This is a genomic window from Actinoplanes sp. 13 (assembly GCF_056134165.1).
In genome coordinates this window covers 25809-41540 of the sequence record NZ_JBVYOQ010000024.1, presented here as the reverse complement: position 1 = coordinate 41540, position 15732 = coordinate 25809, and the positions used below count along the sequence as shown (strand labels likewise).

Here is a 15732-nt window from a genome sequence, read left to right as displayed (position 1 = left end):
GGGTTAAGGGTCTTGGCTTCGACTGTTCCGGATTCGACTGATGCGGCTACGACTGTCGCGGCTACGACAGACGCGGCTACGACAGACGCGGCTACGACAGACGCGGCTACGACTGACGCGCACGCGTCCGATGGGGACGGCAGGCTGCGCGATCGGCTCGTCTTCGGCGACGAGGACGCGTTCAGCGAGGTGTACGAGCGGCACAACGCCCTCGTCTACACCATCGCGTTCCGGGTCACGCGGGACCACCGCGCCGCCGAGGACGTCGCCCAGGAGGTGTTCCTGTCCTTCTGGCAGCGGCCCTTCGCCTACGACCCGGCCAAGGGCACGCTTCGCGGCTGGCTGGCGATGATCACTCACCGGCGCGCGGTGGACCTGGTCCGGCGCGAGGAGACACACCGCCGCGGCACCCGGGAGCCGCAGCTCAGCATGGATGCGCTGAGCGGCGGCGACCCGGTCGGGGACCAGGTGTCGGACGCGGACACCACCCAGCGTCTGCGGGTGGCGCTGCGGACACTCCCGGAGCCGCTGCACAGCGCGATCACCTTGGCGTACCTGCACGGTCGCACCTACCGGGAGGTCGCGGCCGAGCTGGGCCTGCCGGAGGGGACCGCGAAATCCCGGCTCCGCGAGGCGTTGCGCCGGCTGACCGCCGAGCTGACCAGCCAGAACGGCGCTCCGAGCGCGCACAGCTCACCCGGCCCGCACAGCGCACCCAGCTCACCCAGCCCGCCCAATCCGCACAGCCCGCCCAGCTCTGGTAGTTCGCACGGCCGGGAGGAGCGATGACTGCCGACAACGGTCACCGGGTGGTCGCCGAGCTGATCGGGGCGTGGGCCGTGGACGCCTGCTCCCCCGCCGAGACCAACCTGGTGCGGACCCATCTGGACGGGTGCGTGGAGTGCGCCGGCGAGGCTCGGACTCTCCGGGAGACCGCCGCCGCACTGCTCCGCCAACCCCCGGCCGGCCTCGGCGCACGGTTACGCTCCGCGATGCCGGTCCGGCGACGTCCGGCTTTCCCTGCGCCGGGGTACGCGAAGCCGTACGCCGCACAGATCTCCGCCCTTGATCTGCTCCTCACCGGCTTGGGCGACGGCGACTGGCAGCGGACCGCGGCGTACGAGCGGATGAGCGTCCACGACCTGCTCGCCCACCTGATGGCCGTCGACGGGATGATCGCCGCGGCCCTCGGCCTGCCGGTGTCGCCGCCGATCGCGCCGGCGGCGACCGCGGCGGAACGGACCGCAACGGTGCTCGATGCGGAGCAGGGGAAGCCGGCGGCGCACACCCTGCGCGCGTGGCGTGATCAGGCCGAGGCGATCTGCCGGGCGCTGCCTCCACGGCCTGATGTGGTGACGGTGACGCTGGGCCGGCCGCTGCCGGTGGCGGACGCGCTGCTCGCCCGGGCCTTCGAGACGTGGATCCACGGCGAGGACATCGCAGGCGTCGTCGGCGGCCCGATGATCACACCGCTGGCGGAGCATCTGCGCCCGATGGCCGGCCTGGCTGTCCGGATGCTGCCGTCGGTCACCGCGCAAGTCTTGCCCGGTGCCGGTGGGCGCACGGTGCGGCTCGACCTGACCGGCGCCGGGGGCGGATCGTGGCTGGTGCCGCTGGATTCCGCACCGCTGAATCCCGCACCGCTGAATCCCGCACCGCTGAATCCCGCACCGCCGGACGCCTCGATCTCCGTCGACGTGGTCGAATTCTGCCGGCTGGTCGGCAACCGGCGTGACCCGTCGCGGATGCCCGTCCGGATCAGCGGAGATGCGACTCTGGCGCAGGAGTGGCTGGCCGCGGTGCCCGCGCTGGCACCGCACCCCTGATCCGCCGTTTCCAGGACAATCAGCGCTATAGGGCTCAACCTGGATAACTATGTGGAAACCACTGCCCGCGCTGCTAGCCGTCGCGCTCCTGGCCCCCGGCCCGTCCCCCGCCCGAGCAGCGGCACCCGCCCAGGTCGCTGCACCCGCCCAGGTCGCTGCACCCGCCCAGGATGCCGGCCCTACGCAGACCGCGCACATCATTCGGCCGGGCGACACGCTCGCCAAGATCGGGGCCCGGCACGACGTCAGCGTGGCCGACCTGCGGCGCTGGAACAGCCTCTCCCCCGATTACCGGCTCCAGCCCGACGGCCTGCTGCGGCTGACCGCCCCCGCCGCCCCGCTTCCCGCCTGGCATACCCGCACCGAGACCGTCACAGCGACCGAGGCCAACGGCGACCCGGCGAAGAAATGCCCGGTTCCGGCCACCGACCTGCGCCGCATCTGGGTCCGCTACCTGGACTTCCAGGGCGTGGCCCGTACCGGCAATCTGATCATGCATCGCTCGCTGGTGGTGCCCACCCAGAAGGCGTTCGCCGCTCTCTACCGCTGGCGGTTCCCCGTCCTGGTGATGCAGCCCGCCTCGATCAACATGCCCGGCCTGACCGACAAGACCGTCCTCACCAGCGGCTACGAATGTCGCTACGTGGCCGGCACGTCGAGGTGGTCACAGCACTCGTACGGCCGCGCGGTGGACGTCAACCCGCGCCAGAACCCGATGATCCGCGGCACCTACCTCGACCCGCCGAACAGCGCGACGTGGCTGGCCCGCCAGCACTATTGGCCCGGCATGGTCCACGCCGGCGGGGCAGTGCGAGCCTTCACCAGCAACGGCTTCGCCTGGGGCGGCCTGTGGACCTCGCTGAAGGACTACATGCACTTCAGCACCACAGACCTCTGAACTGTGTGAACTTCGGGTGCGATTCGCACCCGAAGTTCACACGCTCGGGTTCGCCGAGCTGGTCACCGGCAACAGCCGGGGCGAGATCCGGTCCGGCGGTGATCTTCAGGCGGTGATCTTCAGGCGGTGACGACGCGGTTCCGGCCGCCCTCTTTCGCGCGGTAGAGAGCATGGTCCGCCCGGGCGAGCAGCTCGTCCAGGGAGCTGTCTCCCGGTTCCAGGCGGGTCAGCCCCACGCTGATCGTCACCGGCACCGGGCCGGCCGCGGTCGCGACGGGCTCCTCGGACACCGCCAGCCGGATGCGTTCGGCGAGCTCGGCCGCGTGGCCCTCGTGGTCGGGCAGGACCACCGCGAACTCCTCGCCGCCGTACCGGCCGAGCACGTCCGAGTGGCGCATGCGGGTCCGGATCCGGGCGGCGACGACGCGGATCACCTCGTCGCCGACCGCATGGCCGTACGTATCGTTGATGAGTTTGAACTTGTCGATGTCGAGCATGGCGGCCGCCAGCTGCCGGCTGTTGCGGGAGGCGGCCTGGACCAGCGCGCCGGCGATCGCGTAGAAGTGCCGGCGGTTGTGCTGGCCGGTCAGCTCGTCGGTGGTCGCCAGTTCCCGGACCCGGCTGAACAGGCGCGCGTTCTCGTACGCCGTCATGCCCTGAGTGGCCAGCGCGGCCGCCACCTGACGGCTGGTGTCGTCGAGGCCGGCGCCGCCGAGCAGGATCAGCCCGGCGCGTTCGTCGCGGGCGTGCAGGGGCACGGCGAGCACCGTGGCGGCGCCGTTGAGCAGGCGTTCCCGGAGTGCGCCGGTGGCCGTCGGCTCGAGCAGCACCGGCGCCTCGACCAGCGAGAAGTCCTCCATGATCGTTGGTGAGACCGCGCCGACCATCTCGGCCGGCGCCTCGCCCAGCACCTCCAGCACCTCGCCGCCGGGGCTCAGCAGGCACCCGGCGTCCGCACCGAGCTGGGTCCGCAGGGTGGCGCCGAGCTGCCGCAACAGCTGGTCCGGTTCCAGGATGGTGCTCAGCTCGGCGAGGCTGGCCCGCAGCATCTCGGCGAGGGCCTGCTGCTGGCGGGCGGCTTCGACGGCCGAGTGCAGCTGCGCGGCCCGGGCGGTCTCCAGCGACACGGCGACGTGGCTGGTGACCGCGGTGAGCACGGCGACGTCGTCGTCGGTGAAGATGCCGCGGGCGAGCCGGCTGTCCAGGTAGACGACGGCGACCAGGCGGCCCTTGAAGTGCACCGGGACCACCAGGATGCTGCGCAGGCCGTGTACGACCGCGCTGCGGGAGCCGAGCGCGGCGCCCTGGTCGGTGCCGGTGACCACGAGCGGCTCGCCGGTCTCGGCGACCCGCCGGACCAGCGTCGCGCCGTACTCGGTGGTCTCGGTGAGGTCGCCGGCGGCGTCCCGCCCGGCGAACCGGGCCGGCTCGCCGGCGTCGTCGAGCAGGAAGAACAGCGCGCGTTCGGCGCCGAGGATGCGCAGCATCTCGTCGAGCGCCACCTGGGCGAGCTGCCGCGGGTCCAGGATCGTCGCGGCGGCCGTGCTGACCTGCTGCAACGCGTCCAGGTGGCGGTTGCGTCCGGAGATCGGGCGGCGTTCCGCGACGGTACGCCGGTGTGTGCCCGCGCCCTCGTCCACGCCGAACTCGGTGCGGGTCTGCCGGCGCCGCTGCTCCCAGCCGTGGAAGACGGCCAGGCTCAGCGCGAACCGGGCCTGCCGGTCGGCCTCGTTGGCCAGGCCCAACGCACGCATCGCCCGGGCCCGGATGCGGAAGATCTCGTACTGGATGAACGGGGCGTCCACCGCGCGCAGCCGGCGTTCCGCCTCGTCCGCGGTCTTGAGGCAGCGCTTGTAGTCGCCGCCGACGTAGAGCAGCGAGGCCCGCGTGGTGTGGAAGACCGCCCGCAGCAGCGGCGTCCCGCCGACCTTGCCCAGCATGTGCACGGCCTTGCGCGCCACTTCCATCCGCTGCGCGCGCTCCTCGTCGGGGGCGTAACGCAGCTGGATCAGCCGGGCGTGCGCCTGATACACGTAGATCCACTTGTGCTGCGGCATCAGGTCGCCGGGCTTGAGCCCGAGACTGTGGAACTCGGCGAGCGCCTCTTCCAGCTGGGTGCCGACCTCGCCCTGCTCCAGCAGGACGCAAGCCGCGGCGGTGAGGATGTTGGCCCGCTGCACCCGGGTGCCGGTGCCCTCCGGGAACGTCTCGCGCAGCCGCTTCAACGCCGTCGCGGCGTCGCCGAACCGGCTCTGCCCGGCCGGGATCATCACGCTGAGCATGCCGAGCGAGGTGCCGAGCGCCAGTTCCGGCCGTTGCAGGTGCGCCATCGCCCGCTCGTACTCGCGCTCCGCCTCACCGACGTAACCGCGCAACAGGAACCGCAAGCCCAGCGTGGCGTAGCCGGGGATCATCTGGGCCGGCGAGTACCACCGGACGTTGCGGGTGATCACCTTTTCCCAGGCGGTGCCGTCGTCGTAGCCACCGAACAGCAGCGCGCAGCCGCGCAGCCACTCCACATAGGCGACGAGCGCCGGATCACCGAGCCCGGCGGCCACCTCAGCGGCCCGTCTCAGGCACCGTTCCGAAGTGCCCTTCAGCTTGATCACTGCGGTCACGTACCCGATCAGCGCGTACACCCGGACGTACTCCGGGCAGGGCCCGAGCCGGTTCACCGCGTAGAGCGCGCGCAGGCTCAGCGTTCCGGCCTCGCGCAGGCGCATACCGATCCCGGCGGCATAGCCACCGGCATCCAGCACGGCGGTGAGCGCGGCCAGCGTTTCCCGCCGCCGGCCCCGTGCTGATCCGAAACCGATTCTGGTACGACGGACGAGCGCACCCCCGAGCGCGATGAACAGCGTCGAGATGAGAACCAGAAGTCCCCGCCCCGGCAGCGGCCGGCGCAGCTCGGCGAGCGCGGCGCGGGCCGCCTCCAGGGCACGCTCGTCGTCCCAGAGGGTGTGGTGCAGCTCGATCCGGGTGGTGAGCAGCCGGGCACGGCGCAACCGGTCCGGCTCCGCGGCGAGCGCCCGGTCCAGCACCTCGGCGGCCTCGTCGAACCGCCACGCGCCCAGATAGGCCCGGGCCAGAGCATGCAGCAGCTCAGTGTCCGGCGCAGCTCCCCCGGCTAGCCCCTCATCTGGAGCGCGGTCCCCGGCCAGGACAGGGTCCCCGGCCAGCACACGATCCCCGGCCAGTGCCTCGCTCAGATAGTCGATCGCCTCGGCCGGCGCCTGGTCCTGGAGCGCGCGCAGGCCCGCCGCCGCCGCGCTGCGCCGCCGGTCCGCGGCCGGAACCACGGTGCCCGCACGACGGTGGTGCCGCGCTATCGCGTACGCGTGCCCCTCGTCCCGAAGGTCTTCCGGCAGTTGCTCGAGCGCGCCCGCCAAGGCCGCATGCACCCGCGGCAGGTGCTCCTCGTCGATCCGTTCCAGCAGCACGTCGCGCAGCTGCGGGTGGACGAAGCCGTACCACCCGCCCGGCCGCGCCTCCAGCACGTGCCGGTCCACACCCGCGGCCAGCGCGGCCACCACCCGGTCCGGGTCGCCGATGGTCAGCAGCGGCTCCGGGCGGAACCGGACACCGGCCACCGCGGCCACGGCGAGGCAGTCGAGGTGTTCGGCGCCGAGCCGGTCGAGCCGGGTCGCCAGCAGATCACGCAGGCCGGCGGTGGCCGGCAGCTGGTCGGCGCCCACGGAGTCCAGGCGCCAGACCCCCCAGAACGGGATGAGCAGACCCGCGTCGAGCAGGCGCAGCAAGTAGCTGACGACCGCGAGCGGAGTTCCGTCGGTACGCGTGGTGATGTGCCGGACCAGCTCGGCGCCGACCGTCGCGCCCGGCAACCGGGACTCGATCAGCTCGGTGATCGCGGCGGCGGGCAGCGGACCGCAGGTGACCTCCAGCGGCGCCGGGCCGGCCAGCCCGTCGACGGGGTTCAGGCCCTCGGCCGGGTCGCGGGCGCCGTCCGGGGCGGTGAGCAGCAGCAGAATCGGCAGGCCGGGCAGTTCGGGGGCGAGCTTCGCGAAAAGCTGCCGGGTGCCGGCGTCGATCTCATGGGCGTCGTCGACGACGATGACCAGCCCGCCGGCGCTGGTCGCCAGGTGGGCGAGGAACGCGGCACCGGCGGCGAGGACGTGCTCGTCGCCGCCCGCGCCGGATGTGCCGGGCGGGAGCGATTGAGGGTCGCCGGGCTCGGCGTACCCCTCGGTGGGCGTCGGGCCGAGGTCGCCGAAGAGGCGACGGAGCAGGGCGGAGCCGGCAGCGGCCGAAGCGTCGTCGATGTGCTGTTCGATGACGGCGCGCCGGGCCGCGGGCAGCCGGCGGACCGCGGCCAGCCAGGACCGGAGGGCTTCACGGGCGGCGGCGAGCGGGTCCTCGTCGGGACGGCCGGTCGCCCACAGCACCGGCACGCCGCCGGTTGAGCCGCTTCCTGAGCCGCCGGTTGAGTCGCTTGTTGAGCCGCCGGTTGGGCCGCCGGTTGGGCCGCCGGTTGAGCCGGCTGTCGGGACGAGTGCCGAGTCGGCTGTCGGGCCGGTCGCGGAGCTTGCCTGCGTCGCCAGCTCGGCGGCCAGGCGGGTGCGGCCGGTGCCCGGACCGCCACGGATCACGGCGACGCCGCCCTGGCCGGCTCGGGCGCGTTCCCAGCGCCGGAGCAGCCGGGTTGCCTCGGCGTCGCGGCCGCACAGCGGCCAGCCGGTCACCGCGGGGCGTTCGGCGGCCGCCCCGCCGGGGCAGTTCCGCAGGTCGGTGAGGAGGGCGGCGGCGTCCGGATAGCGGTCGTCGGGGTCCTTGGCGAGGAGCCTGTACACCACCTTGGCCAGCGCGGGATCGACGCCGGGACGCAGCACGGCCAGGTCGGGGACGGGCGCGGCCAGGTGCAGGCGGAGCAGCTCGCCGACGTCGTCGGCCTCGAACGGCAGCCGTCCGGTCAGGCATTCGAACAGCACGACGCCGAGCGAGTAGAGGTCGGACCGCCCGTCCACCGGGCGCTTGAGCATGCCGGACTGCTCCGGAGGCGCGTACAGGAAGGTGCCGACCGCCTCCTCCGCGGCTGGGCGCTCGTCGCGGCCGAGCTGGGCCAGACCGAAGTCGATGAGCTTGACGCGGCGGTTCCCTGATTTCGCGTGCCCTGATTTCGCCTGCCCTGATCTCGCCTGCCCGGGTGCTCTGGTGCTGTCACCTGGGGCGTTCTCGCCGGAGATCATGATGTTGCCGGGCTTGATGTCGCGGTGCACGAGGCCCAGACGGTGCGCGGCGGCGAGCGCGCGGGCGAGCTGGGCGGCGATCTCGACCACCCGCTCCTGGCTCATCAGACCACCGGCGAGCAGGTCGGCCAAGGAGCCGCCGGGCAGGTGCTCGAGCACCAGTGCGGGCATGCCGTCGAACTCGCCGGCGGCGTGCACGCCGACCACACCGGGATCGTCGATGCAGGCCAGCAGCGCAGCCTCCCGGTGGAAGGCGGCTCGGATCTGCGGGTCGTCCTCGGTGTCGGCGAGCGGTCGTTTCACCGCGTACCACCGGTCGCCACGCCGGGCGCGGTGCACCATCGTGAAAGCGCCGCGGCCGAGCTCCTCGACGACTTCGAGGTCGGTCAGATCCGCCGGCCTGGCCCGTCCTGTCTCCGTCACCTACACACTCACTCCGCATCCGGCGTCGCTCTGCTGATCGGCGGAAACAGCGCCTACCTGAACGACAGCGCCGACCTGAACGACTGCGCCGACCGAAATAACTGCGCCGACCTCGACCACAGAGCCGGCGAAGTGGTAGGCCTGGCCACGATCGCAGCCGAGATCCCGCAACAGATCGGCGTGGTACGCGGTCTCCACCCCCTCGGCAACCGTGGTCAATCCGAGGCTACGCGCCAGATCGACGATGGTACGTACCAGCGCGATCTGCTGCGCGCCCTCGCGACTGCCAATCGCTCTGCCAACCACTCTGTCAACCACCCTGCCAACCACTCTGTCACCAGCCTGGTAGCCCACCCCGGCAGCCACACCGGCATTCCTTCCGGCTCACAGCGATGCGGCGAGCTGTTTCAGCGCCTGCGCCGCATCGGTCAGCAGCGGGTCGCCGTGGCCGGGAAGGATCGCTCTCACGTCGAGCGCCGCCAGCTTCTTCACCGAGGCGGCCGCCTGGCCGAGGTCTGCGGTGTACTCCGGCGCAGCCCCCTCGAGACCGTTCTGGTTGCGCAACGCGTCGCCGGCGACCAGCACTCCGGTGGCCGGTTCGAACACCGCGACGTGCCCCAGGGTGTGCCCGGGCGTGCCGATGATCTGCAGCCCGAAGACCTCGTCGCCGTCCTTCAGGCCGGTCAGCGGCTTGTCGTAGACGATGCCCGCGACGTCGGCCTCCCCGGTGTAGAGCTTGGCTGCGGTCGCCAGCGGCGCCACCCCGGCCAGGCCGCCGGCGTGGTCCTCGTGCTGGTGGGTGACGACGACGTGCTTCACCGCCGACCAGTCGGCGCCGGCCGCCTTGAGCGCGGTCTCGATGGCGGACTCGGATCCGGCTGTCCCGGTGTCGACCACGGCCACCTCGGCGCCGCGGATCAGCAGGTACGCGGAGACGAAGGAGAGGTTGACGCGTTGCCAGTCGCCGACGACCCGGTTGTCGCCTCCGGAAGCCGGTCCCGCCGAGTTGTTTCCCCCGGCTGCCGCTGTTGATCCTGAGACGGCGGGGGCTCCTGAACCGGCGGAGCTTTCGGAACTGGTGGGACTGTCTGAACTGGTGCAGCCGGTCAGCGTATTGAGGACAGTCACGCCCAGAACTCCGGAGCCGGCAGTGAAGAGCAGTCTGCGGTTCAGTCTGAAGTCACTCATGACCCATCATTGACACCGAACAGCCGTTCGCGCCGCTCTGGCGATGGGATCGTGCCCACTCGGTTACCTCGCCGGCCGTTTCACCGGCCGTTCACTGGCACCATGGGTTCACCGGCACCATGGATTCACCGGCACCATGGGTGCAGGCAGTGGTCGATCATCCTGATCTGGCGTTCCGGCTCGGCCAGGTCGGAGCCCATGATGGCGTGCACCTGCTGGCTCACCGCGATCGACAGCAACACGTCGATCATCTCCTCGATCGGGGTGGCCGGGTCGAGCTCGCCGTCCTCCGCCGCCTCGGTGAGGTGCTGCCCGAGCAAGTCGTGCCAGTGCTCGTCGACGTCGGCGCGGGTCGCTGCGATCTTGTCGTTGGCGGCGAGCCGGCCCCAGAAGCCGACCACCACATGCGCCTCGTCGACGGTCTCCTTCACCAGCGGCAGGATCTCGCGCAACATCCCGTACACCGCGGGAAGACCGCGCAACTCCGCCGTGGCGGCCTCGATTCGCCGGTTCGTCCGCTCGGTGATCCGCTGATAGGCGCCGGCCGCCACCGCGTCGTACCCGTCGAAGTAGTGCCAGAGCGCGCCCGTGCCGACACCCAGCTCCGCCGCGATGGCACGGCTGGTTGCCGCAGGCAGCCCGTCCCGGGCGACAACGGCCAGGTACGCCTCGATGATCTCGTCGCGCCGCTGGTCGTGATCGACGATCTTCGGCACTGTTCCCCCTCCAGACCTGTGATGAGGCTACCCGTCGCGGGGTGTGAACGGTCGGACACCTGACAGCGGAGGTGGGTCGCGGTAGACACCCCGGGACGGTCAAGCCGGGCATGCTGAGACGACGGGGGTACGACCTGAGGTGGGCGATGACGATGACCTCCCCGCTGGATCCGGGGGCTGGGCGGCAAGAGACGACAGCGCAGCCGAAGGCGGCGGTACGGCCGGAGGCGGTTGCTCGGCCGGAGGCGGTTGCACGGCCGGAGGCGGTTGCACGGCTCGAGGTGACAGCGCTGCCGGAGGCGGCGGCTCAGCTCGAGGCGGCAGCACCTCCGGAGTCGGCTCGGCTGGCTCTGGAGCTCATCACGATGCTGAGCAGCGCGGTGGTCGAACATGCGCCGCCGGAGATGGTGGCGGAGGGTGTTCCCGCCCTCGACGAGATGCTGGACCGGGTGCGGGAGCTGTGGTGGCAGCGTCTCCAGCCGGTGCACCGGCTCGCCGTACACGTGGCTGCTTTGTGCCGTTCTCAGCGACCGACTCCGGTGTCCGATGTGGTGATCGCCTGCCGCCTGGCGGCGGATTGCGGGCGTGCGCTCCGGCTGCCCGAGTACACGTCGATGACCCTCGGCTCGGTGAAGCCCGGCCTGCGTGGCGTCTGGTCGGCCGAGGTCGGCACCCGGCCGTACGGCATCGGGCACATCGGCGACTTCGGCAGCATCCGGGCGGCCAACGCGGCGGTCTGGGACACCATCGAGATCAACCGGGAGACGCTGCGGGGGCGGATGCGGGCCGTGTCGCCGACGCTCGCCGCGGTGGCCGATCGCGGCTGGGAGGAACCGCAGGTCAGTGTCTGGGCCAGTGCCGAGCAGCGGGATGAGGACGACCCCGCGCTGTTGACCATGCAGCAGATCGCGCATCGGGCCCGTGTCAGTGTGTCCCTCGCGGATCTGTGGCGAGCCGAGCATCCGGCGTTTCCGGCGCCGGAGCCGGGCACCTCGGTGTGGTACTGGCCGTTGGTGGAGCGGTGGCTGGTGGACACCGGACGGCTGCCCGAGGACGGGCCTGCGGCGGATCGGCCGGTCCTGCCACGGGACACCGGGTACTGAGGTCCGCTGGTCGGGGCCGCGTCTGCCGATCTTGAACGGCTGGGCTGTCAGCTTCATCAGGATCGGTGCCTGCTTCTGCGTACCGCCGCTTCGGGATTTTCATCATGGGTGTGAGCGGGCACATCGGCCACCGAGAGCGCCCGAGGTTGTCGTACGTGTGTTCGATGATGGCGGCGTGCAGGAGACAGTGGAGCAAGTCGCCGGGCTGAGCGCGGAGTGCGCCAAGGCGCCGATGTGGGCGTTGCCCGAGGATGAGCTGCTCGCCGCGCTGGAAGGCATCCATGCGGCGAAGCAGATGCTGCACGCCGCGCTGCTGCACGTGATCCGGGAGATCGACGGCCGGGGCATTCCGGCGGCGCAGGCGGCGAGTTCGGCCGCGGTGTGGCTTCGTGGCCGTCTACGGATCAGCCCGCGCCGTGCGGCGCGGCTGCTCGCGCATGCCCGGCTGCTCGATGCCGACCCGATCCTCGACCGCGGGATCAGCGAGGGGCGGATCAACACAGAACAGCTGACGGCGATCGCGGGCACGCTCGACGACCTGCCGGACGAGTTGGATCAGGAGACCCGGCAACAGGCATCGGCGATGCTGGCCGAATGGGCGCCACGTCTTGATCCGCACGGGCTGCGCACTTCCGGTCGGCGAATTCTTGAACACGTCGCTCCGGAGATTGCCGAGGCTTCCGAAGAGGAACGACTTCGCCGGGCGGAGCAGCGCGCGCGACGGCAGCGGTATTTCACGGTGAGCCCGCTCGGCGACGGCCGGGTCCTACTGCGCGGCATCCTCGACACGGAGAGCGCGGCAACCGTGTCGGCTGCGCTGGACCCGCTGTGCCGGCCGGACCGCGCAGCCGCCGAAGTGGCTGAGACCGGTGAGACCCGAACACCGGCGCAGCGGCGCGCGGACGCCCTGGTCGAAGTGTGCCGAGTCGCCCTGAGCGGCGGACGGCTGCCGGAGAACGGCGGCGACCGGCCGCAGATGGCCGTCACCGTGGGTTTCGACCCGCTCCGGCGCGAGCTCACCGGCGGACGACTGGACACAGGTGAGACGGTGTCCGCCTCGGCGGTGCGGCGGATGGCCTGCGATGCCCGGATCCTGCCGATCATCATGGGCGGGGACAGTCAGGTCCTGGACGCCGGACGCGCTCGGCGACTGGTCACCGGAGCCCTCCGGCGAGCGATCGTCGTCCGGGACGAAGGGTGCACGTTTCCGGGGTGCGATCGACCGGCCCGCTGGTGCGACGCCCACCACATCGTCGGATGGGCCGCTGGCGGGACCACTGAGCTGGCCAATCTCGCATTGCTCTGCGAACACCACCACCGCCTGATCCACGACGAGCGGTCCGGCTGGGAGGTGCGGCTCGGAACGGACGGGCGACCGGAGTTTCTGCCGCCGGTGTGGATGGATTCCCAGCGGACACCGCGAACCAATCCCTTCCACCGGCGGACGTGAGTTGCGGAGTCGGAGGTGTCAGCCGAGCAGTGCCAGCCGTGCAGTGCCAGCCGTGCGGTGTCAGCCGAGCGGTGCCAGCCGAGCAGTGCCAGCCGAGCAGTGTCAGCCGAGTAGTGCTTTCCGCAGCTGGCGGCGGGAAGTCACGCCCAACTTTCGGAACACCTTTCGCAGGTGGTAATCAACCGTGTACGCGCTGATGAAGAGCTGCGCCGCGATCTCGGCGTTCGTGGCGCCAGTGGTCGCGAGCTGGGCGACCACCGCTTCCTGAGGGGTGAGGTGCGGGCCGGTCGGCGACTCCGGCAGAGCGCGGCGGGGGTTGTTTGACGGCTCGGTGGCGGTGCTGCGGTGGCGGGCCGGGGAGCCGGTGGCGTCGAGTTCCCGCCGAGCGCGGGCAGCGAACCCGGCTGCGCGGATCGCCTCGAAAATCTCCAGCGCGGTGCGTAACTGAACACGGGCGTCGCGGCGGCGGCGCTGCCGGCGCAGCCATTCGCCGTAGAGGAGGTGTGCGCGAGCGAGGTCGGCGTGCGCCGGGGTGCGGGCCAGCAGGGTAATAGCTCGCTGGTACAGGGACTCTGCGCTCGGATTCGGGGCGGGTCTCGCGGGTGCAGTGGAGCTCTGGGATGCAGTGGGATTCTCGGGCGCAGTGGGATTCTCGGGCGCAGTGGGATTCTCGGGCGCAGTGGGTGAGGTCTGCGCGAGTAGGGCTTGAGAGCGGGCTAGCACGCCCAGCGCCCGGTCCGTACCGGCGGCGATGGTTTGCTCCGTCAGTTCGGCAAGGGCCTGGTCGGCCAGCGCTCGGTTGCCGCTGCGCGCTGCCGCCTCGACCAGATCGGGCAGGACTCGGGAATCCGACTTGAGACTGTCGGCCTCGTACAGCTCGCGAGCCACCGCGCAGGCGCGCGCATAATCGCCGCGGCTCAGTGCCAACACGACGAGACCCATCCGGGTCAGCGACTGGGCGGAGATTGAGCTCAGCCACTCGGCAGTGGCGAGTGCGTCCGTCAGATCGTTGGTCGGCGTCGCGGCAGGTTCCGCCCTGTGCCAGGCGAGCAGTTCAGGATGACGGTAAATCGCCTGCAGCTCGTCGGTGGCGTCGATCGCCGCGCCTACCTCATCCTCGACAACGCTGACTTCTGCCAACCGGAGAGCCTCGAGAGGGGCACGTGCGGTGAGCGCGGCAGCGGCGAGCATGCGTTCCGCGCGCGCGGGACCGATGGGGGTTAGTTCAGCGGCTCGGGCCAGGAAGGTGACTTGGGTGGCGTGTCTACTGTGGGCGTCCGCTCGAGCGGCTGCCTGGTGCGCGGTGCGCACGAGTTCCGCCGCGACGTCCTCGTCGGGGCCCAGGCAGGCGGCGGCCGAGTGCCAGGCACGCAGGTCGGCGTGCTCGGGGCTGCTTGTCACCGTCGCGAGGGCGGCGTGGGCGCTGCGACGCTGGGGAGCGGTTGCACCACTGTAGACAGCTGAGCGAGTGAGCGGGTGCTGAAAGACGGCAGCGGCGCCGAGCGTCAGCACGCCGTCCGTCTCGGCCGGTGTGGGTGCGTCCGAAGGAAGTTCTAGGAGGTTGGCCGCGGCAGTGATGTAGGTGAGGTCACCGCCGGGTTGGGCTGCGGCGGCCACCAGGAGCCAGAGCTGGGTGAGTTCGGGTAGGCGGCGGATGCGATGCAGGTGATCCTCGGCCAGCCGGCGGCCCATCGGAAGCGGGTCAGGCAGGGATCGGACGCCGGCGAGCTGGTCGGCGGAGAGTTCGCGGCCGAGGTCGAGCAGGGCCAGTGGGTTGCCGGCGGTGGCTGCGACCAGGCGGGTCGCGACGAGGTGGTCGACGGGGCCGGGGATCGCGTCACGGAGAAGGTCAACGCCTGCGGCTGTAGGGAGACCGGTGAGGCTGAGGGTGGGGAACTCGGCCAACCCCGGGACGTCACCCCGAGCGGCGAACAGAATGCCGAGAGATGGGCGGGGACGTGGAGTTCCGGTCGGCCGGGGTAGGAGAGCTGGAGCGGGCACAGCGGGCGCAGGGTCTGTTTCAACGGTAAGCGCTGCGTCGAAGGCAAACACTGTGTTCGGCGCGGTGCTCGTGGCCGGCGCGGTGCTCGTAGCCGGCGCGGAGCCCGTGGCCGGCACGGAGCCTGGCCTTGGCACGATGCTTGCGTTGAACGCAGCGGTGGGGGTGGGCGCCACGCTTGCTCGTGGGCGGGAGACCGCTGAGCGCAACGCCGCTGGTTTGAGTGATGACGCGTCCGAGGTGGGCAGGCGGCGGGCCACGAAGGCGAGGACTTGGAGGGATTGGTGGTCGATCCACTGAGCGTCGTCCACGCAGCACAGTAGAGGGTTCTCAACAGCGGCTCGGGTCAGCAGCGCAGTGACGGCAAGGCCAGTCAGGTAGGGATCGGCGGGTGGGCCGTCGGTCAGACCGCACGCTACGTCGAGGGCGCAGCGTTGCACGGGCGGCAAGTGCGCTATGGAGTTGGGATCCTCCAAGAACGGCAGCAGCAGGCGGTGCAGGGCCGCGTAAGGGAAGTCGGTCTCCGCCGCGACGCCGGACAGCCGTAGGACTTGCAGGATGGGACCCTGCGCGGGGCTGTCGGGGGTAATGCGGTTCTTGAGGTCGCTGCCGAAGAGGGGGCTGTTGGAGGAGGCACTGTTGGAGGAGGCACTGTTGGAGGAGGCACTGTCGCAGGAGGCACTGCCGGAGAGGGCGCCGTCGGAGAGGGCACTGGCGGAGAGGGCGCTGTCCAGCAAGGCTGTTTTGCCTGTGCCTGGGTCGCCCTGCAACACCAATGTTCCGCCGAGACCCCTGCGCAGGGCGCCTATGAAGGCGTGTAATGCGCGGGACTCCTCGGCTCTTCCCCTGAGAACCATGACTAGGTCGAACCGTATTCATGGCACCGCCGGTAACAGTCGGCTGTGAGTGCACGATCACCGGCTCA

10 protein-coding genes and 1 pseudogene are annotated in these 15732 nt (G+C 71.2%); 5 read left to right on the top strand and 6 right to left on the bottom strand.

Annotation, left to right across the window (positions count from 1 at the left end; all coding sequences use genetic code 11):
- The first annotated feature begins 12 nt into the window (after nt 1-12).
- Genes AC0NH5_RS33080 through AC0NH5_RS33070 form a run of 3 tightly spaced genes read left to right on the top strand, consistent with a single transcriptional unit; the run spans nt 13 to nt 2724 of the window.
- A complete protein-coding gene (locus AC0NH5_RS33080; RefSeq protein ID WP_474410867.1) occupies nt 13-789 on the top strand; it encodes a sigma-70 family RNA polymerase sigma factor in 777 nt (258 codons plus the stop codon).
- Complete coding sequence (locus AC0NH5_RS33075; protein WP_474410866.1) at nt 786-1826, top strand: maleylpyruvate isomerase family mycothiol-dependent enzyme; 1041 nt, start codon at nt 786-788, stop codon at nt 1824-1826. Before AC0NH5_RS33080 ends, AC0NH5_RS33075 begins: the two co-directional genes overlap by 4 nt.
- Nucleotides 1827-1875: 49 nt before the next feature.
- Nucleotides 1876-2724, top strand: a complete 849-nt coding sequence (locus AC0NH5_RS33070) for a M15 family metallopeptidase (RefSeq protein ID WP_474410865.1) — start codon at nt 1876-1878, stop codon at nt 2722-2724.
- Between the two features lie 119 nt (nt 2725-2843).
- On the opposite strand, the gene AC0NH5_RS33065 is transcribed toward AC0NH5_RS33070, so the two are convergent.
- The 4 genes from AC0NH5_RS33065 to AC0NH5_RS33050 form a co-directional block, all read right to left on the bottom strand.
- Nucleotides 2844-8351: a diguanylate cyclase gene (locus tag AC0NH5_RS33065; RefSeq protein ID WP_474410863.1), complete on the bottom strand. Its 5508-nt coding sequence runs from the start codon at nt 8349-8351 to the stop codon at nt 2844-2846.
- The gene (locus tag AC0NH5_RS33060; protein WP_474410862.1) at nt 8352-8717 is read right to left on the bottom strand and encodes an EAL domain-containing protein; all 366 of its coding nucleotides are present in this window, start codon (nt 8715-8717) and stop codon (nt 8352-8354) included.
- A gap of 18 nt (nt 8718-8735) precedes the next feature.
- Nucleotides 8736-9539: an MBL fold metallo-hydrolase gene (locus AC0NH5_RS33055; protein ID WP_474410861.1), complete on the bottom strand. Its 804-nt coding sequence runs from the start codon at nt 9537-9539 to the stop codon at nt 8736-8738.
- 125 nt (nt 9540-9664) lie between these two features.
- Nucleotides 9665-10255 carry a TetR/AcrR family transcriptional regulator gene (locus tag AC0NH5_RS33050; RefSeq protein WP_474410860.1) on the bottom strand — a complete coding sequence of 197 codons (591 nt, stop codon included), beginning with the start codon at nt 10253-10255 and terminating at the stop codon, nt 9665-9667.
- A gap of 146 nt (nt 10256-10401) precedes the next feature.
- Here AC0NH5_RS33050 and AC0NH5_RS33045 point away from each other — a divergent pair, with 146 nt between their 5' ends.
- Both AC0NH5_RS33045 and AC0NH5_RS33040 read left to right on the top strand, forming a co-directional pair.
- Complete coding sequence (locus AC0NH5_RS33045; protein ID WP_474410858.1) at nt 10402-11358, top strand: hypothetical protein; 957 nt, start codon at nt 10402-10404, stop codon at nt 11356-11358.
- A 31-nt stretch (nt 11359-11389) separates the two neighbouring features.
- Nucleotides 11390-12808, top strand: coding sequence for an HNH endonuclease signature motif containing protein (locus AC0NH5_RS33040; RefSeq protein ID WP_474410857.1), 1419 nt, complete (start codon nt 11390-11392; stop codon nt 12806-12808).
- A 102-nt stretch (nt 12809-12910) separates the two neighbouring features.
- Here AC0NH5_RS33040 and AC0NH5_RS33035 read toward each other — a convergent pair whose 3' ends face one another.
- Together AC0NH5_RS33035 and AC0NH5_RS33030 are read right to left on the bottom strand one after the other, a co-directional pair.
- Nucleotides 12911-14713, bottom strand: a complete 1803-nt coding sequence (locus AC0NH5_RS33035) for a LuxR C-terminal-related transcriptional regulator (protein WP_474410922.1) — start codon at nt 14711-14713, stop codon at nt 12911-12913.
- A 345-nt stretch (nt 14714-15058) separates the two neighbouring features.
- A pseudogene (locus AC0NH5_RS33030) lies at nt 15059-15664 on the bottom strand (AAA family ATPase); the annotation flags it as partial.
- Nucleotides 15665-15732: the final 68 nt, after the last annotated feature.